We start from the raw sequence: 24,522 nt of genomic DNA on the forward strand, positions 1-24,522 counted from the left end.
GCTTCTCGTTTGTGATTTGTGACTGAGAGTGGAGAAGGAGAAGTGAGAACCTGGTTAGAGAAGCAAGGAGTTGCCATTGCCGATAGTTACTGGACTATTTTCCCTGGACTTAATTTGAGTAACCGCAGTAGAGGGAAATATTCTTCAATATTTATAGCTATTGCCTTTATTAGTTTTGCTGCTTTTATCTTCGGCTTTCTTAATTCGGCAAAACCCTGCTTTTTTGGCAAATACTTTTTCTATATCACTGATTCTGGATGAAGTCTACAAACTAAAACTATTCTCCTACAAGGGTTTCAGCGTCAGGTTTTGGACTTCGTAAAAATGGATAAAGTCGAGTTAAAGAGATGTTTGAAAAGTTTTGGGCGACTAGAAGTCGCGGCTACACAAGCAAAGTCCGCCGTTTTATTGGATTAGTAAGTTATTTCGTAGTTAGAAGTTCAGGCATTATTTTTTAACTACTAAAGTGCTTCCTACAAACCCTGAAAAAAATTTTGTAAATATTCGATTACAGTAATTCATCAGGGAAAACATTTTCCAAAAGCCTGAAGTAAACGTAACGATCCTCGAACGCGGATCTTCCTCCTGATTAGCGCCCAAACAATATTCTGTTCCTTGGCTAGAAACTGAAGCCAGGTGTAGCTGTCGGCAGAAATGTGAATATTGGCTGTTCCAATATGACTATTTTCCACCTGAATTGTCTTATCTTTTATTATGACTGTCGCCTGACATTCTTCCTTTCCAGTGAATGTGAAGTGGTAAATAGCATCCAGTCCTACTGATTGATTCCTTTGAAATACCAGAGGCAACCCGGAAAGAAACCCTTGAATAGAATTAGGGCGAAGGCTGTTGCTAACTTGCTTAACTTTTTTGTGTGGAAATCTTCTCGCTACGTAGTCTTGGGCATCGGAACCTGGAACAACATAAATAGTTTCTTCTTTATCTTGTAAGGGTTGGACTACTTCTTTAACAAAGCCTTTCTTATTCCTCAAAAATTGACCAATTACATCTTCCCCAGCTGGACAAGCAGCTAGACAATAAGCGGCTTTATAGTTTGATTTGAAAGCAAGACTCTGCCACATTGATGCTGATTCCGAATCATTCACTTTTTGACGGTAGTCATGGGCACTTTTACTTTCGGCAATATCTTCTACCCAATCGGTGAATCCTCCCATAAACTCTCGATAATTGTGAGTGTAACAAGCTGAGAAGTTGAAATGTCCATCACTACCAATAGCTCCCACTGGACAAGCTACTACACATAATTTGCACTCCAGGCAGGGGTTATAGTCAATTGGTCTGTTATATTTAGTTACTTCAGCTTCGATCAAAATCGTCCCTAGTAAAATAAAGTTGCCAAATTTGGGATGAATAACGTTGCGGTGAATCCCCATGTGACCTAAACCTGCGGCTACAGCTACAGGTTTGTGGGAAACAACCCAACTTTTCCCCGGAAAGCGATCCATTTCCATTGGAAAACCCATTGCTGGATTTAAAGCTCGAATTCCTTTTTGTTCAAGGGTAGCAACAATCTCACGAGCAATTTGGTTGACTTCATCGCCTGTAGTGTGAAATTCCACGTTGGCAACCGATCGCTCTAAACTACGAACATTCTCCCGATTCATGCGACACACGAAACTAACTAGTGTCTTCGTCGGTGGAAAAGCTACAAGAATATCCTGGCGTTGAGCAGCAATCTCTGGGCGATCGATCTCTACAAAGCCAACATCATCCGCTCCTAGCTCCAAGCACAGACTACGTAGCCAATCAGCATCTAAAGGAGAAGCGACGGTGGAATCATCGATAGTGCTTTGCTCGCGATACTGTCTGACAGTTGGATGATCGTCAAATTTAGACATACAGGTTTCCTAATTAATAAATATGTGTATATACACCTTTTCGAGAAAAAAATTAGCCTTTATGCAGCAAGGATACAGTATCGGACAAACCTGATAACAAAGTACTCCATCGTTCTTGCCCTAATTGTTCTAATACACGAGTTTGGGCTACCTCCCATAGAGGTAAAGCTTTGGCCAAAGCGGCTTGTCCTTTATCTGTTAAACTGATCACCCGCATCCGTTGATCCTGTCCTGGCTGAATCTGGAGCAACCCCTGCTTTTCTAGTGGTTTGAGGTTACGTGTCAGAGTGGTTCGATCCATAACTAATTCTTGAGCTAGGCGCGTGATTGTTACTGAGCCAGATAAGTTTATTGCAGTCAGCAAGGTGAATTGGTTAGCCAAAACCCCACTTGGTTGCAAAATCTCATCAAAAAGTTGCGTAACTGTACGAGATGCTTTGCGGAGATTAAAACAGGTACAGGTAGCTGCAACTTTTTTAAGTAGAGTTAATTGAGTAGTTTGGTCTTCCATAAAATAAGTGTATATACACTTAAATATCCTGTCAAGCACTAAGACGACGATCTAAGCGTTTATGCTAGAAATAAAATTAATAATCCCCGAACATTGATGAACTGCCGATAAAAGCTAGAAATATCGGGGCAAATTGTACAGAAAATGACTTTTACACTAGCTCTTTGACGTTTTGCCGTTCACCTACGGTTGATTCACTAAAGATGGCTACATACGTCTGCGCCAAGTTCGCACAAAAAAAATAAAAACAATTATCATAGGCGATAATGATTATCCATAAGGTGAGACAAGAGGAATTTAGAGTATGGTGGCTGACGTAATCAATAATTCAGTTCCCGTTACTGTTCTTACAGGCTATTTGGGAGCAGGTAAAACGACTCTACTCAATCACATCCTCACCTACGAACACGGCAAAAAAGTTGCTGTGATTGTTAATGAATTTGGGGAAGTGGGTATTGATAATCAATTGATTATCGATGCAGATGAAGAAATATTTGAAATGAATAATGGCTGTATTTGTTGTACAGTGCGCGGTGATTTAATTCGCATCATTGGCAATTTAATGAAGCGGCGCGATAAATTTGACCATTTAGTAATTGAAACAACTGGATTAGCTGACCCTGCACCAGTGATTCAGACATTTTTTGTGGATGAAGATTTGCAAAGCCAATTGTCTTTAGATGCAGTGGTGACAGTAGTAGATGCCAAGCATATTTGGCAGCACTGGGATGCAGACGAAGCCCAAGAACAGATTGCTTTTGCCGATGTAATTTTACTTAATAAAACAGATTTAGTAGCGCCAGAAGAGTTAAATGAATTAGAAAAACGGATTCGGGCGATGAATGCGATCGCAAAAATCTACCGTACCCAAAATTCTGAACTAGGAATGGATGCTTTATTAGGCGTACAAGCCTTTGATTTAGACCGCGCATTAGAGATCGATCCAGATTTCTTAGGCGAAGATGCCCATGTACACGATGAAACTGTGTTTTCTGTGGCTTTAGTAGAAGCAGGTGCAGTGGATGGAGAAAAATTAAACGCTTGGCTTTCTGAATTATTGCGTACCCAAGGCCCAGATATTTTTCGGATGAAAGGCATTTTAAATATTGCTGGAGAAGAAAATCGATTTGTATTCCAAGGAGTACACATGATATTCGATGGTAAACCCGATCGCCCCTGGAAACCAAGCGAAACCCCTAAAAATGAACTAGTATTCATCGGTCGCAACCTTGATGCAGCCAAACTCAAGGAAGATTTTCTTACCTGTCTAGCATAAGTTAGGGAATTGGGGACTGGAGATTGGGTATTGGGGATTGGGAAAAATTCACTCCCTAGTTTCGAGTCCTTAGTTCCCAGTCCCTAGTCCCCAGTCCCTAATTCCCAGTACCCAATTACTATGAACACCACAACCAGCAAATCTAAGGAATTTGAACAACACTATTCGGGGACACTTTCAGATTATGTAACTGCGATCGCTTGGTCACCACAAGGTAAAACTTTAGCAGCAACTTCCGCCGCTGGTGAAGTCGTTCTATGGAATGATGGCGAACTGACAACTTTACAAACTAGTAACGGTAAATCAGTAGACTGTCTTGCATTTTCACCAGATGGGAAATTTTTAGCTGTTGGCGGACAAGATGGACAGGTGAAAATTTGGCGCGATACTGAATTAATCGCCACGTTAGAAAATGCTCCCGCATGGGTTGACAAGCTAGCTTGGAATTACACCAGTAACCAACTGGCTTTTAGTTTGGGGCGTTACGTGCAAGTTTGGGATGCAGATACTCATGAAATTGTCGTGACGCTGAATTTCGACAACTCTTCAGTATTGGGTATAGATTGGCGCATTGACGGACAATATTTAGCCATTGGTGGTTACAAGGGAGTCAAGATTTGGCACAGTCAAAACTGGGATGAAGAACCATACAGCCTAGATATGACTACTGTCAGTTTAGCTATGGCTTGGTCGCCTGATGGTAAATTACTTGCATCTGGCAACATGGATCGTAGTGTTACCGTTTTGGAATGGAATAATCCCGACCCTTGGGTAATGCGTGGCTTCCCTGGTAAAATTCGCCAATTGGCATGGTCAGAAGCTACCACTAAAGTAGGTGCGCCAATACTGGCATCTTCTAGTGTTGAAGGTATTGTGGTGTGGGAAAAGCTAGAGGATGATAATTTAGGTTGGGAAGCACGAGTATTAACAAATCATGTGGGTGTGGTTAATGCGATCGCCTTTGCACCTAAAAGCTTCCTTCTCGCTTCTGCTGCTGCTGATGGCTGGTTGTGTTTGTGGAACCAAGCCAAGGAAGTATCTCAAATTATCACAGGTGTCTCAGGAGGCTTTTCTAGCCTAGCTTGGCATCCCCAAGGTAAGTTCCTAGCCGCAGGTGGCGATCAAGGTGAATTAGTTATTTGGTCAAAGGTTTTACGGGGTCAAGGGTTCGGGCGTAGCTAAAGTTGAACCTCGGCAATTTATTGGTTATGCTGTATCACCAAAGGTATTTCTGTGTAAATTGATGAATCTTGCAGGGGCACAGCATTGCTGTGCCCTTATTAATTATTAATGAGCTTTTTATAGATAGCGAATGCCTACGGCACGCTACGCGAACGCAGCCGCGGCATCATTATTTAATTTAGGTTACGCCTGAAAAACAAGTAGGAAATTTTTTAGGTGAATCCTTAAATAGTGAGAAACCTGCTGGTAAGCTAGTGAAGTTGGAGCGATCGCGTAGCGTGCCGTAGGCAATCGCAATCTGCACCCAAGCTGTTAAGCTCTTGTTCAAACAGCTAGTCTGGGGATTAGAAAACTTGCTAGAGTGAACAGAGTTAGCCTTAATGTCTAATCGCCAAAACCTATACATATCATGGATTTTGCTAATATTGCATCCCAGTTAAACGCTGGAACGATTTTACCAGAGGGGATTGTTATTCTCACCCTCTTGGGGGTTTTGATTGTTGATTTGATTTTGGGGCGTACATCCGCACGTTGGATTGGATATCTAGCGATCGCAGGTTTATTTGCTTCCATTGTCGCCCTATATTTTCAATGGGACAATCCTAATCCCATCTCTTTTACCGGTGGTTTTAATAGTGATGATCTGAGTATCGTCTTTCGCGGCATCATTGCCTTGTCTGCGGCTGTGACGATACTGATGTCAATTCGCTACGTCGAGCAAAGCGCTACTCCTTTAGCTGAATTCATCGCTATTTTGCTGAGTGCTACTTTAGGAGGGATGTTTCTATCCGGGGCTAGTGAGTTGGTGATGATTTTCATCTCCCTAGAAACCCTGAGTATTTCCTCTTATTTGCTGACAGGTTATACCAAGCGCGATCCTCGCTCCAATGAAGCGGCGCTGAAATACTTGTTAATTGGAGCTTCCAGTACAGCAGTATTTTTGTACGGTGTATCACTGCTGTATGGACTATCTGGAGGACAAACTGAATTAAGTGCGATCGCTAATGGTATTGCCACAGCGAAAGTGGGACAATCTTTAGGTTTAGTGATTGCCTTAGTTTTTGCGATCGCAGGTATTGGTTTCAAAATCTCCGCCGCACCCTTCCACCAGTGGACACCAGACGTTTACGAAGGCGCTCCCACCCCAGTCATCGCCTTTTTATCTGTTGGTTCCAAAGCAGCCGGGTTTGCCCTAGCCATCCGCTTACTAACAACAGCCTTTCCCCTTGTTGCAGACGAGTGGAGATTTGTCTTCACAGCTTTAGCCGTTCTCAGCATGATTTTGGGTAACGTAGTCGCCCTAGCCCAAACCAGCATGAAACGGATGCTAGCTTATTCATCCATTGCCCAAGCTGGGTTTGTGATGATTGGCTTGATTGCTGGGACACAAGCCGGGTATGCCAGTATGATATTTTACCTACTGGTTTACTTATTCATGAACCTGTGTGGCTTTACCTGCATCATCCTGTTCTCACTGCGGACAGGAACCGACCAGATTGCCGAATACTCCGGCTTATATCAAAAAGACCCACTCTTAACACTGGGTTTGAGTATTGCCCTGCTTTCCTTGGGTGGTATTCCACCATTGGCTGGGTTTTTCGGCAAAATTTACTTATTCTGGGCTGGTTGGCAAGCAGGACTTTATTGGTTAGTCTTGCTGGGCTTAGTTACCACCGTCGTCTCCATCTACTACTACATTCGCGTAGTTAAGATGATGGTAGTAAAAGAACCTCATGAAATGTCTGACGCAGTGAAGAATTATCCACAAGTGCGTTGGGATTTGCCTGGACTAAGACCTTTGCAAGTCGGGTTGGTAATCACATTAATTGCCACTTCTTTAGCAGGGATTTTGTCAAATCCCCTGTTTACATTGGCGAATAATTCCATCTCCAATAGCCCATTTTTGCAAGCAACAATCAACAGTAATGTAGAAGCACAAAATCTACTGCTGCCAAAGTTAGATTCGGTTAGTCAGTCTCAACCCTCAGTTGATTCTACCGCTAAGATTTAACCGAGTTCAACCCAACTTTTTAATCACAATCACGCCTGTTTGCTAATTAGCAGACAGGCGTTTGTCATACAAGTTATTAAGTTATTGTTGGAGGAAAACTGCCGTTTATCTCCTTCAAGAAACTGAGTTAAGAGGTATCTTGATAACAAATTCCGCGCCTTCTCCTGGAATAGAAAAACAGCTAAGTTGTCCGCCATGTTTTTCAACTATAATTTGATAGCTTACAGATAGCCCTAGTCCCGTGCCTTTACCCACTGGTTTAGTAGTGAAAAACGGATCGAATACCTTTGAGCGGATTTGCTCATCTATTCCTAAACCATTATCAGCGATACTAACCGTTATCCATTTGTCATCGACCACTTCAGTTTTGATTTGAATTTGGCGATTATTATTGTTCAGCCTTTGATTGTCATTTGTTTGTGAATTGACCGCCAGCGCCTCCAGTGCATCGATGGCATTAGCAAGAATATTCATAAACACTTGGTTAAGTTGACCAGGATAGCAAGTTATATTGGGAAGTTGACTATATTTTTTAATGACTTTGATTTCTGGGTACTCATGCCTAGCTTGGAGTCGATGCTCCAAAATCATTAAAGCACTATCAATTCCTTCGTGAATATCAACTGTTTTAAGCTCTGCTTCATCGAGTCTAGAAAAGTTGCGTAGTGATTTAACAATTTCCTGAATTCTCTCTGTTCCCACTGTCATTGACTGGAAAAGTTTAGTTATATCTTGAATCAGAAAATCTAAGTCTATTTCTTCTAATTCCTGTTGGATTTCTGGAGGAGTATTTGGACAAAATTGTTGATAAATTTGCACCAATTTCAGTAAATCATCAGTATATTTATGGGCATGATGAAGGTTCCCATGAATAAAACTCACTGGGTTATTTATCTCATGGGCAATACCAGCGACCATCTGACCTAAACTAGACATTTTCTCAGCTTGGATAAGCTGAGTTTGGGTCAGTTGTAGTTCGTTTAGTGTTTCTTGTAAAGCAGTTGTACGTTCCTCAACCCGAATTTCTAACTCTTGATTTGCTTCCCAGAGCGCTTCCTCCGCTTGTTTACGTCTTTGAACTTCTTTTGCTAACTCATCGATTTTCTCATTTAGAAGAACAAAATTACTGCTAGCCAAAGTTCTATTTTCTAAACGTAAGAGAATTAAAGCTGAGGATTCAGGAGACCAAGGTTGAATAACGGCTCCTTGGCTACGACATATTAGGGTTTGTCCATCATTCTTTCGTAAGGTTAAGGAGCCAATCACCATTGCTCTACTACATGAACAAGCTTGCAGGTACTTTACAACATCGTCAGTAGACTGAGTTACAAGTTCAAAGAGCATTTTTCCCCGTATTTCCTGACGGCGTAAGCCCAGCATATCTGCTAATGGTTGATTGGCAGCTAACAACTGACCTTCTCCACTTACCAGGAGTAAAGGTTCTGGTAAAACTCTGGCAAATTCAAGAAATTGTTCAGGAGTCATAGGGCTTCCAATTTCAGGGTTCGATTCTAATTTACATATCTGCACTCAAGCTTGTACCATACGGTTAGTTTAGTGATGAAGAGTTTACACAGATTCTAGTCCCCTAAAGTATTCTCGACCTTCTGCCTCTTCTGCCTCTTCTGTAAGTTTTAAATAAACAATAACTCTACATCTAGAAGCACCTTGTGCTATGGTTTCTTGCAATTCTACTTTCGCATATCCCAGGTTGTTAGCTGCGATCGTCCCAAATACATTTGAAGTCATCATACACATGGCAGGGCGATTAAGCACTTTTTCGGCAAATGGGCAGACGCGGTTGCCAAAGACAATTTTTTCATCATCCTCCTCAATTACATAAAAATCGCCTTGGATTCGTTTTTTTAAATCAATCAAGACATCAGCGACTTGCTTACGAGAAAGTTTGGAGACTTCCAGAGCAGATTTGTAATCTTGGTCAAGCTGTTTAGCCATCCTTTCACCAACTACACTAATAAATCCAGAAGCTTCTTCTAAACCAACTACATCCTGCAAAGTGCCAGATAATTCTCTGATTAATGTACGTAAAAATATATCGCGTTCTAAAGAAAGATTAAGCGTAGCTATCGAATTATTAAGTATATTTGTCATAAATTTTGAGGACACAATCTTGAAACTACAGTTATAGAGTTCCCCAAAATCACCATAAAGTAACTACTTGATATCTTTCTTTAGGGAATTTAGTGCTTGCTTATATTTTTAATGTGATGACGATCACAATTTATCAATCTTATTTATGAATCTTGTCGTTGCGACAGTTTCCAGTCTTGCAAAGTATCTTTTAGCTTACATCCTATTCTCACCTTGCAAATAAATCAGTTTGCTTACAATCAAGATAAAATTTTTATATTTTACATAACATAATCTTATTTATTTGAAAGGTTAGTTATCACTTAATGAAATATGAACATTTGTTTTAACTCAAATTAATTTGAAAACTTGATAGATTTACTATTTTAAGAGAGAGGAATGCTGATGATAAACTCAGAACCTTTTCCTAGTGTAGATTTTACTTCTAGAGTTCCTCTATGTTTTTGAACAATTATTTGATAAGCAATTGATAATCCTAAACCTGTTCCTTTACCCACAGGTTTGGTTGTGAATAAATGACCAAACATTTTTTGTTGAACATCAGCCGATATTCCTACACCATTATCTTGAATCTTAATCAATAGATAATTTTTATCTTCAGTTTTTGCAATGATAGTATGAATTATAATTTGATTAGGAGTTTTCTTAATTTCATCAAAACTTAATCCAGCATTAGACTCTTCTAAAGCATCAACTGCATTTGCCAGGATATTCATAAATACCTGATTTAGTTGTCCTGGAAAGCATGGTAAAGGAGGAAGATCACTATAGTTTTTAACTATTTGAATAGCAGGACGAGTCTTATTCTCTTTCAAACGGTGCTTGAGAATAAGAAGAGTATTGTCAATACCTTCATGAATATTAAATAGAACTTTTTGTTCTGTATCTGCTCTAGAGAAAGTTCGCAAGCTATTGCTAATATTAGATATGCGATCGGTGCCTTCTTTCATTGATAAAATAAGCTTAGGTAAATCCTCACGCACATACTCTATATCCATTAACTTGATTGTTTCTTGAATTTTTTGGGATGCTTGAGGATAAGTTTCCTGATAGAGGTCAATCAGATGTAACAAACTATGAATATACTCTTGAGCGGGAGTTAGATTACCTGCGATAAAGCCAACTGGATTGTTAATTTCATGAGCTACATCCGCGACTAGACTTCCTAAACTAGACATTTTATTGTGCATTATCTGAATATTAAGAAGCATCATTTCTAGTTCATGGCTTCTTTCTTCTAAGTTGTTTTGATATTCCTTTAATTCGGCAATAACTTTTCTAAGCAAATATTCTTTTTTTTCATTTGTTTCTTCTAGTTTTACTCGGTCTGCCTCAGAACGATCTAATTGCTTTTGGAGAATTCTATTCGCTTTTTTTAGCTCTTTAATTTCTTTTTGGTAATCTACAAATTCCATCAGCTTTTACCGAGTTCCCAAAATTAAAGTTACAAATGTTTCATTGTGAAATTGTGTCTGGCTAATTCGATCTATAGGAGCAATTTCTCCATAAGAATAAAATCCACAACCAGGTAAATGGTGGGTCAGACAGAGTTTCGTATTTTGGTACTCTTCTTTTGCTCTCGTACCAAGTATTTGCCGACGAGCGACACATGAAAAAAATAAAACGGCACTTGGTTCTGCACCTGGATAATTATCCAAGGCATTCATGAATGATGATTTAGAAGCTGACAAAATATTTTCATACCCTGCTTCTGCAATTTGAATTACAGCTTGGTCGGGAATATCTGCAAAAAAGGTGATGCTACCAGATTCCTGATTGTAAGCAATAGGCGCTCTTATATAAAAATTGCCTTCATTCCGATCAAATACTGCTAGAGGATATTCCATTGAAGGAGGAAGTGAACCTAAATAATGATGATAAAAATCTAAAGCTGGCTTACCATCTATTTCATAGACTATATTCTTATCTACCTTAGTCACTTGGCTTGTTTGACCGATGGGATACCAACCACTTGCAACACCATGAGAAAATAATATTGTGCCCGAAAAAAGCAAAATTGGTACTGAATCACTTAATACTTCTGCTTGAAAAAATTGATATGTATTTTGATATCTGGATTGATCGCCTGCTAAACCACCGAATATCGGTACATCTTGACCAAGAGCTAATTTTAAGCCATTCAATATAGATACACCACTAGTTGTAAGGCTCTCTGGATGAGTTAAACATAGCTTTGGAGTTGCGGTACTTTTTGCCTTGGCTTGCTCTACAGCTTGTCTAGTTACAGCAATTGGATCGCCTGAAACTTTGCATCCAACTCCTGCATAAATTTCTACTTCATCTGAACAAAACAACATTAAAGTGATTGAGTCTTGCTGAAACTCTAAGACTGAAGAAATTTCTCCATCTGTTGTTCCACCAATCAACTCAATCCCCGGAAAAGCCTGATGAATTTTCTGCAAAATCAGAGAATGCTCAAAGTCAATCGCAGAAAAAAGAATCCCAGCTTTTGGTATATCTCCTGCAAGGGAACTGACACATTGCTGAAGAACCTCTTCAACTGCTGATAGAGAATCTGGATCGTTACTATGACCGACTACTGTTTTAAACATAAATTTATCTATATTGAGTGAGAATGATTTTCCTACAAAATTATAGTTCCCAAATTCCCAGAGATATTTTGCGGGTGTATTCCGATGAAAATATTAGGTAGCTTACTGCTAATATCAAGCAAGCTATGGACAAAAAGAATTTTTAATATTTCTATAGCACTACTTCGTATGGTAATGAAGTGGGAGTTTAATAATAAACTTTGAACCTTGCCCTAGTGTTGAACTTACCTCCAGGGTTCCTCCATGTTTTTCTACAATAATTTGACGAGCAATTGATAATCCTAATCCCGTGCCTTGACCCACAGGCTTTGTGGTAAATAAGTGGTCAAAGATTTTTTGCTGGACATCAGGCGACATTCCTACCCCATTATCTTTAATCTGAATTAAAAGATGATTATTGTCTTCAGTAAGAGTAGTCTGAATCAAAATTTGATTAGGATTTGCTTCAATTTCAATATAAGTCCGTCCTATATTAGACTCTTCTAAAGCATCAATAGCATTAGCTAATAAATTCATAAATACCTGATTCAGTTGTCCGATGAAGCATTCTATATCTGGTAAATTATCATAATCTCTAATGATTTCAATATCGGGTCTATCCTCAGATGCTTTTAAGCGGTGTTTGAGAATCATAATTGTGCTGTCAATGCCATCATGAATATTGCAAAAAACTTTGCGATCGCTATCTGCGCGAGAAAATATTCTCAAACTAGTACTAATATTACGAATGCGCTGAACACCCTCTTTCATTGAAGAAATTAAGTTAGGTAGATCGGAAAGCATATACTTCAAATCTATTGCTGCAATTTCTTCTTGAATTTCTGGAACCGGATTAGGATAATGCTGCTGATAGAGGTTAATAATATTAACCATATCTTGGAAATATACTGAAGCATGTCCGAGATTGCCATGAATGAAACCAACTGGATTATTAATTTCATGAGCAACTCCTGCTACTAATTGACCAAGGGCAGACATTTTTTCTGTCTGCACAAGCTGAAGTTGAGACTCTTGTAGGTCTTTTAATGCCTTAGACAACGCTGCTGTCCTTTCTACAACTCGTTTCTCTAAAGTTTTTGTAAGATTTCGTAATTGCAGATGGGTTTTAATTCTAGCGAGTAGTTCTTCTTCATGAAAGGGTTTAGTAATGTAATCAACCGCACCTATATTTAGACCTTTTACCTTACTATCAGTATCAGAATTAGCTGTCATAAAAATTACCGGAATATCACAGGTAGCTGAATTTTCTTTCAGCATTTTACAAGTTTCAAATCCATCTATTCCCGGCATCATTACATCTAATAAAATTAAATCAGGTAGTTGTTCTTCAGCCTGCTTAAGTGCCCTATTCCCATCATTTTCTGTAGCGACTTTGAAGCCAACGTTAGTTAATATATTAAAGACAATTTCTAAATTGGTAGTAGTATCATCCACCACTAAGATTAAACTATCTTCTGGAAGATTAAGCATTTGTAGATATGGCTTGTAATTCATGTATTTAAATTAAGCTAACTCCTTGCTTATTATTTACTATTGCTCTGCGATCGCAGCTAAGTCACCTCTACTTTTTTTCGCAGACTGAGTTGACAAATTTATCCTCTGACAATCCTATAGTTCCCAAAAACTCTGATGACAGCAACATTCTCACGCTAAATTGCTCTATGCGACTACGGGAGCGATCGCTACACCATAGACATCAACTACAAATCTGCACACAATAAGATTACCGAGTGTCAGCAAAACCCGATCCAGAACGTACTAATATTCTCTCTTTGCTAAAAATTATTTAGTATCTTTTAATTTTAATTATTTATACAAAACTTATAAATATTATTACGTAGATAAATCGGTTGCATTTGCTAGAGGGTGAGGCGATCGCTCATAAAACCTCTAAAATCTAAATTAATATAGCTGCTCTATGCTTGAGCGGTTCGTTTAAAAAACCAATCTCTAACTAGTGCGATCGCTCACCGTATTTGCGACAGCAGCACGATAAAATTCTAAAACCATAATCGTACTAAAAGGTCTAAATGGCAGAAACATTATTCTTTAACGCCTTACGGGAAGCCATTGATGAAGAAATGGCGCGTGACTCCAGCGTATTTGTTCTCGGTGAAGATGTCGGACACTATGGCGGTTCCTACAAAGTTACCAAAGACCTGTACCAAAAATATGGCGAACTCCGCATTCTAGATACCCCCATTGCCGAAAATAGCTTCACTGGTATGGCAGTAGGAGCAGCCATGACTGGGTTACGTCCGATCATCGAAGGCATGAATATGGGCTTTTTATTGCTCGCGTTCAACCAAATATCCAACAATGCTGGAATGCTGCGTTATACCTCTGGCGGTAACTTTAAAATTCCGATGGTAATTCGCGGCCCTGGAGGTGTAGGAAGGCAGCTGGGTGCAGAACATTCCCAACGATTAGAAACCTACTTCCAAGCTGTGCCAGGGTTGAAAATTGTTGCCTGTTCGACACCAAGAAATGCCAAAGGACTACTAAAGTCCGCAATCCGGGATGATAACCCCGTGTTGTTTTTTGAACACGTTTTACTTTACAACTTGAAAGAAGATTTACCAGAAGAAGAATATTTACTACCCCTAGATAAAGCCGAAGTTGTGCGTCAAGGAAAAGATGTCACAATTATCACTTACTCTCGGATGCGGCATCATGTACTGCAAGCGGTAAAAACACTTGAAAAACAAGGTTACGATCCAGAAGTTATTGATTTAATATCCCTCAAGCCATTAGATTTTGATACAATTGGTGCATCAGTACGTAAAACCCATAAAGTAATTGTTGTGGAAGAATCTATGCGAACTGCGGGTATTGGAGCAGAAGTCATCGCCTCAATAAATGATCGCTTATTCGATGAATTAGATGCGCCAGTACTGCGGCTTTCTTCCCAAGATATTCCCACGCCTTACAACGGCAATCTGGAACGACTAACAATCATCCAACCAGAGCAAATCGTGGAAGCTGTGGAAAAAATGGTGGCGTTGCGAGTCTAAGGATTGGGGACTGGGGAGCAGGGAGCAGGGGGCAGGGAGCAGGGGGACAAGGAGAATACCCCATTCCCAGTCCCCAATTCCCAATTCCCAATTCCTAATTCCCAATGCCCAATGCCCAATGCCCAATGCCCAATGCCCTAACTCCTCAAAAGAGCGCTATTATAGCCTTTGTCAGTTGCGAGTTATGGTATGCAAAGACAGCGATCGCTATTAATTTTGATTTTAGTCCTGATAATCGCCGCGTTTACGGTGATTGCGACAATTCCCATACCCCTGGGACTGGACTTGCGGGGAGGTTCACAGCTAACAATTCAGGTAAAACCATCAGCAGAAATTCCCAAAATCACCGAACGAGAATTGGAAGGTGTAAAGAAAGTTGTCGAAGGTCGGATTAATGGTCTAGGTGTTTCTGAGCCAGTAATCCAAACAGTCGGTACAGATAAAATATTGGTACAATTGCCAGGGGTTAACGATCCAGAGCAAGCTGAACGGGTGCTAGGTGGAACAGCGCAGTTAGAATTTCGTACCCAAAAGCCGAATACAGAAACTCAACTGTTTGCTTTTCAAGCATCTAGAGCCGACTTGAAAGTTAAACAAGAAGAGTTGAGAAAGAGTACTGATAAGGCAGCAATCGCTAAGAATCAAGAAGATTTGCAAAAAAGTAATCAAGCGATCGCAGAATTGTTTGAAAGCACTAATCCACCACTAGGTGGGAAATACCTCAAGGATGCTTATGGTGAACCCACTCAAGGTAACAATTGGCATGTTACCATTCGTTTCGACCAAAAGGGTGGTGAATTGTTTGCCAATTTGACGAAAAATCTTGCTGGTACTGGGCGGAGTATTGGTGTTTTTCTAGACAATGAACTGATCAGCGCTCCTACTGTGGGTATAGAATTTGCTGCCGCAGGTATTACTGGTGGCTCTGCCGTAATTACAGGACGGTTTACCGCACAAGAAGCTAATAATTTGGGTGTACAGCTACGTGGTGGTGCATTACCCGTACCAGTAGAAATCGCAGAAAGGCGGACAGTAGGAGCAACTTTAGGTAAAGATAGTATTCAAAGCAGTATTTATGCTGGGGTTGGTGGTCTGACTTTAGTATTAATATTTATGGTGGTTTACTATCGACTACCAGGACTGATTGCGGATGTGTCACTAGTGATTTATTCCCTCTTAACTTGGTCAACCTTTGCTTTATTGGGTGTCACCCTAACTTTGCCTGGAATTGCCGGTTTTATCCTCAGTATTGGGATGGCGGTTGATGCCAACGTGCTAATTTTTGAACGGACGCGGGAAGAATTACGAGCCGGAAAATCTCTGTATCGTTCTGTAGAATCTGGTTTTTACCGAGCATTTTCTAGTATTTTAGATAGCAACGTTACTACATGGATTGCTTGTGCTGCTCTGTTTTGGCTGGGGTCTGGTTTAGTCAAAGGTTTTGCTCTTACCTTAGCTTTGGGGGTGGCTGTAAGTATGTTTACCGCAATTACTTGTAGTCGGACATTGCTGTTTTTAGCAATTTCAATTAATTCTTTGCGGAAAACAGAACTTTTTTGTCCAAACCTGCCAACATCGAATAAGGCAGAGGTGGTTCGATGAAACTAAGTATTAACAAATCGCGATCGCTTTGGTGGGCTATTTCTGCTGCGATCATTCTTGCTGGGATCATCTCAATGGTGATTTCTTGGCAACAACCCAATATCCACTCTCCTTTACGCCCCGGTTTAGATTTTATTGGTGGTACAAGGTTACAGTTTGTTCGAGATTGCACTAAACCCGGCAATTGTGACAAGCCAATTAATATCAACGCCGTCCGAGAAGTTGCAAAAGCCCAGGGACTAGGTGATAGCAGCATCCAACTGATCTCCGAAAATGGTGCAGAAAACGGTGTACTAATTCGGACAAAAGATTTGAGTGTCGATCAGCGCACCAAGTTGCAAAATGCTTTAAGCGAAGAAATTGGCGTTTTTGACCCGCAAAAAAATCAAATTGACTCCGTTGGCCCGACGCTAGGAAAAGAACTTTTAAGGTCTGGAATATTAGCTCTGGTAGTTTCCTTCATCGGTATTACTATCTATATGAGCTTCCGCTTCCAGTTAGATTATGCTGTGTTTGCGATCGTTGCCCTATTTCACGATATCTTGATCACAGTAGGTGCTTTTTCAATTTTGGGTTTGGTAGCGGGCATTGAAGTAGATAGCCTTTTTATCGTTGCCTTACTTACCATCACAGGATTCTCAGTCAACGACACAGTGGTGATTTACGATCGCATTCGGGAAACCATTAAAACTAATCCTGAACGCCCAATTGCCGAAATTGTAGATGATGCCGTTAACCAAACTCTGACAAGATCCATCAACACTACCTTAACAGTACTGCTGACATTAACTGCGATCTTTCTATTTGGCGGAGAAACACTGAGAAACTTTTCCCTAGCTTTGATTATTGGCTTCACAATGGGAGCTTATTCGAGTATTTTCATCGCCAGTACTCTCCTTACTTGGTGGCGAGAAAGAGATCAATCCCAAGTGGTAGAAAGCATAGATCCGATTGATACATCTGCCAGTTCTCAGGATAGTTAAACTTGTGTGCATTTTAAATTGCTCACTCATGCTTTGGAATTTTATTCTTCTATGGATCAACCTGAAGAACCATTAATCTCTAACCCAGAATTTGAGAACTCTGACGCACCTTTTATTCAACAAGTACAAAGGCTACACAGACTTACAGTATATGGCAGATGGCTGTTTGTCGCTTTTTTGTGGCTCACCATTGCACCTGTTAGCTTGTGGGGTCTACGTGCAGAAATTTCTCTGTGGCAACAATATTTTACCTGGGTAGCGGTGCGATATGGACTTTTCTATCATCCACTGTCTACCTTCGGTTTGGCCTTTTGTATTGGGATGACTGCCTCTGTTTTGGTTTGGCAAAGTCGGAATATTTTATTTGGAATACCAAAGCCGGAAAAACAGCGTTTAGAAAAACAAGTTTATCGGATACGTCAACAGGGGCCAACTCACCCTCTATGGAAGTGGGTTTGTCAATAATTTTTTTTCTCGTTGCATGTATAGCAAGGGACTGGGGACTGGGGACTAGGTGAAAAATCTTTTTGTGTCTAAGTTTCATCATCTGTTGATGCCCTAACCACCAAGGCTTCTGCTATACATATACACGTACAGCAATTTTTAGCAAAATATGACTTAAATATACAAAGATAGTGCCGAAAGTGGATGCCATACATGAATGAGTCTCGGATTCAATTTAGCGATCGCAAGTCTGAAATTGACCTTTACCAACTCCAAGAACTGTTAAACGTTTCAGCTTTCTGGGCAAAGGGACGCAGTATTGAAGATTTAGGTCTAGCCATTGCCAACAGTGAACCAGTGATTTCTGTCTGGGATAGCGATCGACTTATTGGCTTTGCTAGAGCAACATCTGATGGCATATATCGCGCCACAATTTGGGATGTTGTCATTCATCCAGAGTATCAAAGTAGTGGGCTAGGAAGCAGTTTAGTGAAAACTGTTTTGAGTCATCCCCGTATGAGGCGGGTTGAGCGCATTTACCTAATGACTACTCACCAGCAGGGATTTTATGAAAAGATTGGTTTCCATTCTAACACCACCACTACGATGGTGTTACACAACCTAGCTAACCTTACTTTCGTTCCTGCTACAGAAGTTCAGCTTCAGGAATCACTAGGGGGATAGAGATTTGTAGTCTGGTAATCTCTTGATGTGCTTCCTTGGCAATGGTCAAAGGTAAGATTTCTAACTTTCCTCCCATAACTTCCATCAGAGTCTGATTGATTAATAGCCTCATTCCTGGAGAAAAAGCAGTCTTTTGGTCAATCTGGATCTGCTGCTCATCAGATTTGAGCAAATCAATCGGCTCACTCCAGGACACAGCATGGGTTGGTACATCCAGCCAAATGTTGACAAAATTATTTGTAGGTGGGGCATTGCTGGAAATACAGATGCTGCCTTCCTCCATTTGAGTAATGGCAGTGTCTATTAAACTGATCAATATTTGGCGGAGCCAGAGATAATCTGCCAAAACATAAATTTCTGGATCGGCGGGTAACAATTGCAAGGGAAAATTGCGATTGGCCGCCAGCATATAAGTTAAGTTATGAACCTCTTCCAAAACTTGGGCTAACGGTCGGGGCTGAATATCTAATTTATTAGTACCGTGTTCCGTTCTAGCAACAGTGAGAATTTCATCCATCAGCTTGAGCAACTTTAGCGTTCGCTCGTGAGCTTGGACGATAAATTCTCGTTCTTCAGTCGGATCTTCGCACAAATCTGACAAAATTAATTGATGCAAGCCAATCAGACCATTTAGAGGCGATCGCAATTCATGGGTAGTCCGCGCCAAAAAACCAGCTTTAAACTGGCCCATTTCCCTTGCCATCAGGTATGCCAGTTGGGTTTGCTGTAGCTGTTGTGATATTGGTGGCACATCCTCTTGCTCTAATGGCGCTACTGGAGATGAGCTAGATGAAACTTTTGGCGATGCCTGCTTTGGGCGTAGCCATCGCGCAAATAACTGATGGAAAATCATACCTAGTGCTAATCCTGCTCCTAGATATATCCAGTTGCTCCAATTCATAATTTGGCAATTATTAACTTGTTAATTGACCACAACAGCCCAAACTAAAGTTCCAGATTTCTCTGTTGTGGAAATTAGGAAAACAACATTATAACTACCTATATTTGGTTATCACTCGAAACATCTAACTTTATCGCACCTTGGCGTAAAATCTGCCAATTTATCCCTGTCCATTTCGCAACGGTAGAAGGTACACCCATCGCTGCGGTTTCACCCTCACAATCTTTAGTTGCGAGAGTCAACACTTGGGGAAACTGAACCTCAATTTCTGCCATTGTTTGCAAAGGTGGCTGACCAGAAAAGTTAGCGCTAGTAGTAGCAAGGGGGCCTGTTTGCGCCAAAATAGTTTGAGCGATCGCACTGTTTGGGACTCGAATACCAATTGTTGTCGGGTCAATGGGATTCATAACTTTTGGCAATCTTTCACTTGCTGGTAAAACTAATGTCAGCCCTCCTGGCCAATATTTCTCAGCTAGTTCTTGCCAAACTTTATACTCATTCTCACTACCTTTAACATAAGGCCATAAATCTTCAGCACTAGCAGCCATCAAAATCAAAGGTTTATCCTGACTGCGTTGTTTCGCCGTAAAAATTAACCCAGCTTTTTCTGATATCGCCGCAAGTGCAGGAACAGTATCAGTAGGAAAGCTCACTAAAAGACCAGCCTGTGCGCCAGCTATTAGATTTGTTAAAGAAACTTGTGTCATTTTTATGGGTACAGGTATAGAGTATAGAGCATTTTCCCTATCCGCTATGCCCCATGCTCCATACCCCATACCCTATTTTCTAACTTTTATAGGCAATGGCAAAGCGTTCAATTCCAGCTAAATCAGCGTGAATTTGAATCTTACAATAGCTACCTTGATTTTGCAAAAGTTCTCGCACTGCATCCGCCTGTCCTGCCATCATCTCAATTAACCATACACCGCCAGATTGTAAATAACTGGGAGAAATTTCTATCAAATGGCGAATGCAATCTAAGCCATCACTGCCACCATCCAAAGCTAGATGTGGTTCATGGTTAACTACTTCTGGTTGCAGTGTAGGTAAAGTACTGGTGGGTATGTAAGGGGGATTCGACACCATACCACTGAACTGACCTTTGAGAAATGTCAGTGGCTCCCACCAAGAACCTTGATAAAATTTAATCCGGTCAGCAAAACCTAAATTATCGGCGTTGGTTTGGGCGATCGCCAAAGCTTCTATACTGTAGTCAACAGCATGAATTGTTGCTTTTGGCAACACATCTGCTAATCCAATAGCGATCGCTCCACTCCCAGTACCCAAATCTGCCCAATGTCCTGAAGCATTACTAGCAGATGCTAAAGCTAAATCAATTAATAGTTCTGTCTCTGGTCTGGGAATCAAAACTGCGCTTGACACAGTGATTTCAAAGTTACGCCAAGGTGTCACTCCGGCAATATACTGCACTGGTAAGCGATCGTTTAATCGTCTCTGCCATAGCTGGTTTAACTTTTCTAGAGGCAATTGCAGGTGAATTTGCGGCCAGTCTTTAAAAGATTCCAAACGCAGTGCCAAGCGGTCTAACCCAGCAACTTCTAACAGTAGCCAATCTACCTCCATTGTTGGCACATCAGTGGCGATCGCTGCTTCAATAGCCGCATTTCGCCACTGCCAAAGTTGTAAACCAGAAACTATCAGATGCTTCTCTCCCATGCCTCAACCTTGGAGTAAATAAGCGTTATTTTTTCCCGGGTGCAGCTGGTGATTGATTCGGCGCAAGTGAGCGAATAAAATTGATGGACTCCCGTGATGGATACAAAACAATTTTATTGATACTAGGGTCGGTGCTGCTATTGAGAGCCTCCATAACACCGTACAAATCCACTACCTGAATTTCAGTGTTCTCTGCTTCCTTCGGCACGGCTTTTTTGAATTGGTCTAACAAAGCCACTGCTTGCTCTTTCTCAAAAAAGAATGGGATGTACCGCTCGTTGCCTTTTGCCAGGGGAATGGTCAAATAGCTATTATCTTTCTTAAATTTGGGTACAAATAAGGGAATCCCATTGAATTGTTGCCCTTTTTTACCACTTTGATTAAGCATACTTGTTGCCGAAGCTACCTGTGCTTGCGTCGGTACTAAAGTATAAATTACAGAGTCTGATTTCTTTTTGCTTTCTTGAACTATTTTATAGTAGTCTGCCAGAGATAAAGGTCTAACCTGTAAGGTGCTTGCCAATTGGGGATTTTCTTTTTTGAGGCGATTGTCAAGGAATTTTTGAGCATCTTGCTTGCTGATAAAAAATCCCACTTGAGAAACAGGCTTAGATGCGTTGTTCCTTGAAAGAACTACGAATTCGCCTTTAGGATTGGTAAGCGTAAATACAGGTACTTCTTGGAGCTTTTTCACTATTTGATCTTGTGGCAACGCTACCGCCTCTAGATTGCCTATTCCTGGTAAATTGCCTATTCCTGAAAGTCCCGTTAAAAATACACTACCAGCTATACCCAATGTTGCGCCCAAGCGAATAAATGATTTCATGACTGCTCCTCGCATCAATAACCTAATTAAATTAAACAAATGGTTGGATTTGCACAGCACCAACTAGCTTTAGTTATATAGCAATCTATTTCAGTTGGGAAAAATTCATTGTGCGCGTTGAGGTTGAGGTTAAGCGTCAACGGTCAAAATCCAATATTCCCCAAGTATTGAGGGTTGCTATAGTATCGTTTCCCCAAATTCACAGTGCTAAAGTTATGTTTTGCTGGATTTCGCTTATTCACCACGAAATTCTGTAGATGCCTATTATATGTCTTCTCAAAGGGTGAAAAGTTTCTTAGTCTTTCGACCTTGGATATGATAAATGCCATTCTATTGGCTTTCTATAATATCGGGTGACGCTATTACTTAATCAATCGTTCCACCCCCCTTGCTTGAATATCTTCTCAAATCTATACAAAGCTCAATACCAGGAATATCTTACTGCTTAACTGCGTACTATTATTTATTGTTAGGCTTTAACAACAAACTAAACAATATAACAGGCAATCTGCTGTTAGCCATAAAAATGTGCAATTTAATTGCATGTTTTAGCTAACAAACTCTGTCAATTCGCTTTAGCTGTTAATATCTATTAATTAAATCGGGATGACAGGATTTGAACCTGCGGCATCCTGCTCCCAAAGCAGGCGCGCTACCAAGCTGCGCTACATCCCGGTTATACTCATTTACTTTTTGGACTTGGGTTTTATCCCATCAAAGCGATCGCGCTTCACCAAAAGCATTAAAGTCAATATATCACATCATACGGCTTATGCCTAATGTTTTTTCTTCTTTACCAAGAACAAGATAGATTAAATCTTTACACTGATAAGGTTTTTTGCCGACTTAGTTTTACAAGACATATACTTGCGCCCTCGTCGGCAGAAAAAAAGTAAAACTACATCAAAATAACAGATTTTCACCATTTGACCTGATTTTTTTGTGCAAATCGGGTTTTATTTTGATTAAGCCTTAGTGAGGATACCAGAACATGCCTTTAATGCCTTCTGGATCAGCCATAAACCCCATAGTCCGGTAGAAATCTACAACATGAGGATCGGCAAAGAGAGTAACATTACTAATTTCTTCACTTCTAAGTTTTTTGAGAACGTATTTCATCAGTGCCTTACCCAGTCCTTGACTTTGAAAGTCTGGGTGAACCACCACATCCCAAATAGTGGCATTAAACGCGTGATCTGAGGTAGCGCGGGCAAAACCAATGAGCCGCTTTTGGTTTCCTCTCACCTGCCACATTGAGGCGACAAGAAAACTATGCTCAATAGCTTTTTTCACTTTTCTTAGAGGACGACGCGACCAACCAACTGCATCACAGAGTTCTTCTAGCTCATATAGGTCAATATCTCGCTCCGTACTAAAGACGATACGAGTTTCCTTTGAAGAAGCTTCGTTAATGCTAGTGGGATTGGAGTTGCCCGCAGCATCTACACGTTCTTCAAAAGGATTTGTCCTAGTTGTCGCTACAGATTCAGGAGTACTAAACCAAGTTTTCCAAAAACCCATGCCAACGTGGTTCGGGTAGTATAACTAAATTGGTTTCCACTCTCAGGAGTGTTGATTCATGTTTAACATAGCTACCTCCATTTGCTACCCCTTACACTCAAAGTTTTTCGGTTGTTTTCGGGATTTGCAATGGTAACAGCTAGTTAGAGCGTGTTTCACACCAATCATTTTCAACTTTAGCATTTTGTTGTAAAGGCTAGGAGAAATTCCCCAAAAGGGTAAGGATATAAACTAATTCAAAATTCCAGATCCTATCCTGTTGAGTTCGTCCTCTTGCTTGCCAATGCAATTGGACACCGAAGTTATGATGGTCAGAAGCCTCTGCTTAAAATTCAAAATTTAATATGGAAAAACCAAATCCTGACAATTGCTCGTATAGAGTTTAAATGCACGTTAGCTTAGGAGTGAATTGTACACAAGAGATTGAGTATTTGGGAAAATTCTTTCCTAGTCCCCAACCCCAGTCCCTAGTACAGCACGGTGGAAATAAACCACCCGTTTGAAATGTCTAAAACCCTTACGCAATGCTAATTACGAATTACGAATTACGAATTATGAATTACGCATAGCGAGCGTTACTAGTCCCCAGGTGATGAAAGCAAGCGAGTTTTACCCTTAACAATGGCTTCTGGTTTAAAATCTTCAACACTGGAACTCCTAAAACGCTTTAACCGAGCGTTTCCCCAGTTTTATGAGCAATTCGTCAGCAGTGAAATTCAACTGCAAAATTTGCGCCTAGCCTACCGTCTCTATAAAACTAGACGCGCTGTTATTGAACTGAAACCGGAAGGTAGTAAAAGTGCTTTGCATTTTGCTTACCGCAACCAGTCTTTTCTCCTCAGCGATATTTTTGGTGTACTAGCAGCTTATGGGTTGACTATTCACGGTCTGAGTCTATACGGTCAGATCCGTCCGCCAATGTTAGTTTTTATCAAATTATTGGTATCTCGTGGTAGTAAAGCCTTGACCGAGAAAACCGCAGAAAATGTCTGTCGCGCCATCCGCGAGGCTTTAGGAGGTCGGTTTGAGGTAGAAGAGATGCTGGCAGTAGAATTTAATCTTGATACTGGCTTAGAGCAGGTACAAACTGAGTTCTATGTCGATCCAGTTTTTCATCTCCCTGCTTTGGTAATTGAAGCCGATAATCAACCAGGATTATTTTACAAAGTGATGTACGCCATCTGGCAGGAAGACCTACTGGTAGTCAATGCCAATCTATTGGTTTGGCGTGGACGTACACGGCTAATTCTGTACTTATTGGGGCCGAATGAAAGCCTCATTCCCGAATATCTTGGTCACAAAATTGCCGAAGGAGTGCGACAGAGGTTGCTGGGGAAATGAAAAGT

The 24,522-nt window shown here is 40.6% G+C and carries 23 protein-coding genes and 1 tRNA gene; 10 read left to right on the top strand and 14 right to left on the bottom strand.

Annotation, left to right across the window (positions count from 1 at the left end; all coding sequences use genetic code 11):
- The first annotated feature begins 42 nt into the window (after positions 1 to 42).
- Positions 43 to 261 (top strand): hypothetical protein, encoded by a 219-nt coding sequence (locus RMZ41_RS05130; RefSeq protein WP_322640536.1) that lies wholly within the window; start codon positions 43 to 45, stop codon positions 259 to 261.
- Between the two features lie 260 nt (positions 262 to 521).
- On the opposite strand, the gene RMZ41_RS05135 is transcribed toward RMZ41_RS05130, so the two are convergent.
- Together RMZ41_RS05135 and RMZ41_RS05140 are read right to left on the bottom strand one after the other, a co-directional pair.
- Complete coding sequence (locus RMZ41_RS05135) at positions 522 to 1,859, bottom strand: SCP2 sterol-binding domain-containing protein (RefSeq protein WP_322640537.1); 1,338 nt, start codon at positions 1,857 to 1,859, stop codon at positions 522 to 524.
- 52 nt (positions 1,860 to 1,911) lie between these two features.
- Complete coding sequence (locus tag RMZ41_RS05140) at positions 1,912 to 2,370, bottom strand: MarR family winged helix-turn-helix transcriptional regulator (RefSeq protein ID WP_322640538.1); 459 nt, start codon at positions 2,368 to 2,370, stop codon at positions 1,912 to 1,914.
- Between the two features lie 304 nt (positions 2,371 to 2,674).
- Here RMZ41_RS05140 and RMZ41_RS05145 point away from each other — a divergent pair, with 304 nt between their 5' ends.
- Positions 2,675 to 3,646 carry a GTP-binding protein gene (locus RMZ41_RS05145; protein WP_322640539.1) on the top strand — a complete coding sequence of 324 codons (972 nt, stop codon included), beginning with the start codon at positions 2,675 to 2,677 and terminating at the stop codon, positions 3,644 to 3,646.
- Positions 3,647 to 3,766: 120 nt separating this feature from the next.
- Positions 3,767 to 4,828, top strand: a complete 1,062-nt coding sequence (locus RMZ41_RS05150) for a hypothetical protein (protein ID WP_322640540.1) — start codon at positions 3,767 to 3,769, stop codon at positions 4,826 to 4,828.
- Between the two features lie 178 nt (positions 4,829 to 5,006).
- Here the strand turns inward: RMZ41_RS05150 and RMZ41_RS05155 are convergent, their stop codons facing one another.
- The gene (locus tag RMZ41_RS05155; RefSeq protein ID WP_409874734.1) at positions 5,007 to 5,234 is read right to left on the bottom strand and encodes a hypothetical protein; all 228 of its coding nucleotides are present in this window, start codon (positions 5,232 to 5,234) and stop codon (positions 5,007 to 5,009) included.
- Positions 5,235 to 5,237: 3 nt separating this feature from the next.
- Between RMZ41_RS05155 and RMZ41_RS05160 the strand changes: the two genes are divergently transcribed.
- Positions 5,238 to 6,839, top strand: coding sequence for an NAD(P)H-quinone oxidoreductase subunit N (locus RMZ41_RS05160; RefSeq protein WP_322640542.1), 1,602 nt, complete (start codon positions 5,238 to 5,240; stop codon positions 6,837 to 6,839).
- A 114-nt stretch (positions 6,840 to 6,953) separates the two neighbouring features.
- Here the strand turns inward: RMZ41_RS05160 and RMZ41_RS05165 are convergent, their stop codons facing one another.
- From RMZ41_RS05165 to RMZ41_RS05185, 5 genes are all read right to left on the bottom strand, one after another.
- Positions 6,954 to 8,324 carry an ATP-binding protein gene (locus RMZ41_RS05165; RefSeq protein ID WP_322640543.1) on the bottom strand — a complete coding sequence of 457 codons (1,371 nt, stop codon included), beginning with the start codon at positions 8,322 to 8,324 and terminating at the stop codon, positions 6,954 to 6,956.
- 84 nt (positions 8,325 to 8,408) lie between these two features.
- Positions 8,409 to 8,951, bottom strand: coding sequence for a methanogen output domain 1-containing protein (locus RMZ41_RS05170; RefSeq protein ID WP_322640544.1), 543 nt, complete (start codon positions 8,949 to 8,951; stop codon positions 8,409 to 8,411).
- A gap of 365 nt (positions 8,952 to 9,316) precedes the next feature.
- Positions 9,317 to 10,366, bottom strand: coding sequence for a sensor histidine kinase (locus RMZ41_RS05175; protein WP_322640545.1), 1,050 nt, complete (start codon positions 10,364 to 10,366; stop codon positions 9,317 to 9,319).
- 6 nt (positions 10,367 to 10,372) lie between these two features.
- The gene (locus tag RMZ41_RS05180) at positions 10,373 to 11,524 is read right to left on the bottom strand and encodes an FIST signal transduction protein (protein WP_322640546.1); all 1,152 of its coding nucleotides are present in this window, start codon (positions 11,522 to 11,524) and stop codon (positions 10,373 to 10,375) included.
- Between the two features lie 159 nt (positions 11,525 to 11,683).
- On the bottom strand, positions 11,684 to 13,018 hold the full coding sequence (locus tag RMZ41_RS05185) for a response regulator (RefSeq protein WP_322640547.1): 1,335 nt from the start codon (positions 13,016 to 13,018) through the stop codon (positions 11,684 to 11,686).
- Between the two features lie 536 nt (positions 13,019 to 13,554).
- On the opposite strand from RMZ41_RS05185, the gene RMZ41_RS05190 reads away from it, so the two are divergent.
- The 5 genes from RMZ41_RS05190 to RMZ41_RS05210 all read left to right on the top strand — a co-directional run bounded on the left by RMZ41_RS05190 (position 13,555) and on the right by RMZ41_RS05210 (position 18,251).
- Complete coding sequence (locus RMZ41_RS05190) at positions 13,555 to 14,538, top strand: alpha-ketoacid dehydrogenase subunit beta (RefSeq protein ID WP_012410204.1); 984 nt, start codon at positions 13,555 to 13,557, stop codon at positions 14,536 to 14,538.
- A gap of 189 nt (positions 14,539 to 14,727) precedes the next feature.
- The gene (gene secD, locus RMZ41_RS05195) at positions 14,728 to 16,140 is read left to right on the top strand and encodes a protein translocase subunit SecD (protein WP_322640647.1); all 1,413 of its coding nucleotides are present in this window, start codon (positions 14,728 to 14,730) and stop codon (positions 16,138 to 16,140) included.
- A complete protein-coding gene (gene secF, locus RMZ41_RS05200) occupies positions 16,137 to 17,123 on the top strand; it encodes a protein translocase subunit SecF (RefSeq protein WP_322640548.1) in 987 nt (328 codons plus the stop codon). The genes secD and secF overlap by 4 nt, the downstream gene beginning before the upstream one ends.
- Positions 17,124 to 17,174: 51 nt before the next feature.
- Positions 17,175 to 17,588 (top strand): hypothetical protein, encoded by a 414-nt coding sequence (locus RMZ41_RS05205; protein WP_322640549.1) that lies wholly within the window; start codon positions 17,175 to 17,177, stop codon positions 17,586 to 17,588.
- 192 nt (positions 17,589 to 17,780) lie between these two features.
- A complete protein-coding gene (locus tag RMZ41_RS05210; RefSeq protein WP_322640550.1) occupies positions 17,781 to 18,251 on the top strand; it encodes a GNAT family N-acetyltransferase in 471 nt (156 codons plus the stop codon).
- Here the strand turns inward: RMZ41_RS05210 and RMZ41_RS05215 are convergent.
- The 6 genes from RMZ41_RS05215 to RMZ41_RS05240 form a co-directional block, all read right to left on the bottom strand.
- Complete coding sequence (locus RMZ41_RS05215) at positions 18,214 to 19,152, bottom strand: HAMP domain-containing sensor histidine kinase (RefSeq protein WP_322640551.1); 939 nt, start codon at positions 19,150 to 19,152, stop codon at positions 18,214 to 18,216. The genes RMZ41_RS05210 and RMZ41_RS05215 overlap by 38 nt on opposite strands.
- A gap of 98 nt (positions 19,153 to 19,250) precedes the next feature.
- Entirely contained in the window at positions 19,251 to 19,859 is a 609-nt protein-coding gene (locus RMZ41_RS05220; protein WP_322640552.1) for an L-threonylcarbamoyladenylate synthase, read from the bottom strand.
- Positions 19,860 to 19,938: 79 nt separating this feature from the next.
- Positions 19,939 to 20,829, bottom strand: coding sequence for a peptide chain release factor N(5)-glutamine methyltransferase (gene prmC, locus RMZ41_RS05225; protein WP_322640553.1), 891 nt, complete (start codon positions 20,827 to 20,829; stop codon positions 19,939 to 19,941).
- Positions 20,830 to 20,854: 25 nt separating this feature from the next.
- Complete coding sequence (locus tag RMZ41_RS05230; protein WP_322640554.1) at positions 20,855 to 21,655, bottom strand: Tic22 family protein; 801 nt, start codon at positions 21,653 to 21,655, stop codon at positions 20,855 to 20,857.
- A 601-nt stretch (positions 21,656 to 22,256) separates the two neighbouring features.
- Positions 22,257 to 22,330, bottom strand: a tRNA-Pro gene (locus RMZ41_RS05235).
- 297 nt (positions 22,331 to 22,627) lie between these two features.
- Positions 22,628 to 23,176, bottom strand: a complete 549-nt coding sequence (locus tag RMZ41_RS05240; RefSeq protein WP_322640555.1) for a GNAT family N-acetyltransferase — start codon at positions 23,174 to 23,176, stop codon at positions 22,628 to 22,630.
- A gap of 621 nt (positions 23,177 to 23,797) precedes the next feature.
- Between RMZ41_RS05240 and RMZ41_RS05245 the strand changes: the two genes are divergently transcribed.
- Positions 23,798 to 24,517, top strand: a complete 720-nt coding sequence (locus RMZ41_RS05245) for a hypothetical protein (RefSeq protein WP_012410214.1) — start codon at positions 23,798 to 23,800, stop codon at positions 24,515 to 24,517.
- Positions 24,518 to 24,522 lie beyond the last annotated feature (5 nt).

This window comes from Nostoc sp. DedVER02, from assembly GCF_034530675.2.
Lineage (GTDB): Bacteria > Cyanobacteriota > Cyanobacteriia > Cyanobacteriales > Nostocaceae > Nostoc.

Excerpts from the sequence above, each read along its gene's own strand:
- RMZ41_RS05135 (WP_322640537.1), bottom strand. The coding sequence starts at position 1,859 with ATGTCTAAATTTGACGATCATCCAACTGTCAGACAGTATCGCGAGCAA.
- RMZ41_RS05140 (WP_322640538.1), bottom strand. The coding sequence starts at position 2,370 with ATGGAAGACCAAACTACTCAATTAACTCTACTTAAAAAAGTTGCAGCT.
- RMZ41_RS05145 (WP_322640539.1), top strand. The coding sequence starts at position 2,675 with ATGGTGGCTGACGTAATCAATAATTCAGTTCCCGTTACTGTTCTTACA.
- RMZ41_RS05150 (WP_322640540.1), top strand. The coding sequence starts at position 3,767 with ATGAACACCACAACCAGCAAATCTAAGGAATTTGAACAACACTATTCG.
- RMZ41_RS05155 (WP_409874734.1), bottom strand. The coding sequence starts at position 5,234 with ATGTATAGGTTTTGGCGATTAGACATTAAGGCTAACTCTGTTCACTCT.
- RMZ41_RS05160 (WP_322640542.1), top strand. The coding sequence starts at position 5,238 with ATGGATTTTGCTAATATTGCATCCCAGTTAAACGCTGGAACGATTTTA.
- RMZ41_RS05165 (WP_322640543.1), bottom strand. The coding sequence starts at position 8,324 with ATGACTCCTGAACAATTTCTTGAATTTGCCAGAGTTTTACCAGAACCT.
- RMZ41_RS05170 (WP_322640544.1), bottom strand. The coding sequence starts at position 8,951 with ATGACAAATATACTTAATAATTCGATAGCTACGCTTAATCTTTCTTTA.
- RMZ41_RS05175 (WP_322640545.1), bottom strand. The coding sequence starts at position 10,366 with ATGGAATTTGTAGATTACCAAAAAGAAATTAAAGAGCTAAAAAAAGCG.
- RMZ41_RS05180 (WP_322640546.1), bottom strand. The coding sequence starts at position 11,524 with ATGTTTAAAACAGTAGTCGGTCATAGTAACGATCCAGATTCTCTATCA.
- RMZ41_RS05185 (WP_322640547.1), bottom strand. The coding sequence starts at position 13,018 with ATGAATTACAAGCCATATCTACAAATGCTTAATCTTCCAGAAGATAGT.
- RMZ41_RS05190 (WP_012410204.1), top strand. The coding sequence starts at position 13,555 with ATGGCAGAAACATTATTCTTTAACGCCTTACGGGAAGCCATTGATGAA.
- secD (WP_322640647.1), top strand. The coding sequence starts at position 14,728 with ATGCAAAGACAGCGATCGCTATTAATTTTGATTTTAGTCCTGATAATC.
- secF (WP_322640548.1), top strand. The coding sequence starts at position 16,137 with ATGAAACTAAGTATTAACAAATCGCGATCGCTTTGGTGGGCTATTTCT.
- RMZ41_RS05205 (WP_322640549.1), top strand. The coding sequence starts at position 17,175 with ATGGATCAACCTGAAGAACCATTAATCTCTAACCCAGAATTTGAGAAC.
- RMZ41_RS05210 (WP_322640550.1), top strand. The coding sequence starts at position 17,781 with ATGAATGAGTCTCGGATTCAATTTAGCGATCGCAAGTCTGAAATTGAC.
- RMZ41_RS05215 (WP_322640551.1), bottom strand. The coding sequence starts at position 19,152 with ATGAATTGGAGCAACTGGATATATCTAGGAGCAGGATTAGCACTAGGT.
- RMZ41_RS05220 (WP_322640552.1), bottom strand. The coding sequence starts at position 19,859 with ATGACACAAGTTTCTTTAACAAATCTAATAGCTGGCGCACAGGCTGGT.
- prmC (WP_322640553.1), bottom strand. The coding sequence starts at position 20,829 with ATGGGAGAGAAGCATCTGATAGTTTCTGGTTTACAACTTTGGCAGTGG.
- RMZ41_RS05230 (WP_322640554.1), bottom strand. The coding sequence starts at position 21,655 with ATGAAATCATTTATTCGCTTGGGCGCAACATTGGGTATAGCTGGTAGT.
- RMZ41_RS05240 (WP_322640555.1), bottom strand. The coding sequence starts at position 23,176 with ATGGGTTTTTGGAAAACTTGGTTTAGTACTCCTGAATCTGTAGCGACA.
- RMZ41_RS05245 (WP_012410214.1), top strand. The coding sequence starts at position 23,798 with ATGGCTTCTGGTTTAAAATCTTCAACACTGGAACTCCTAAAACGCTTT.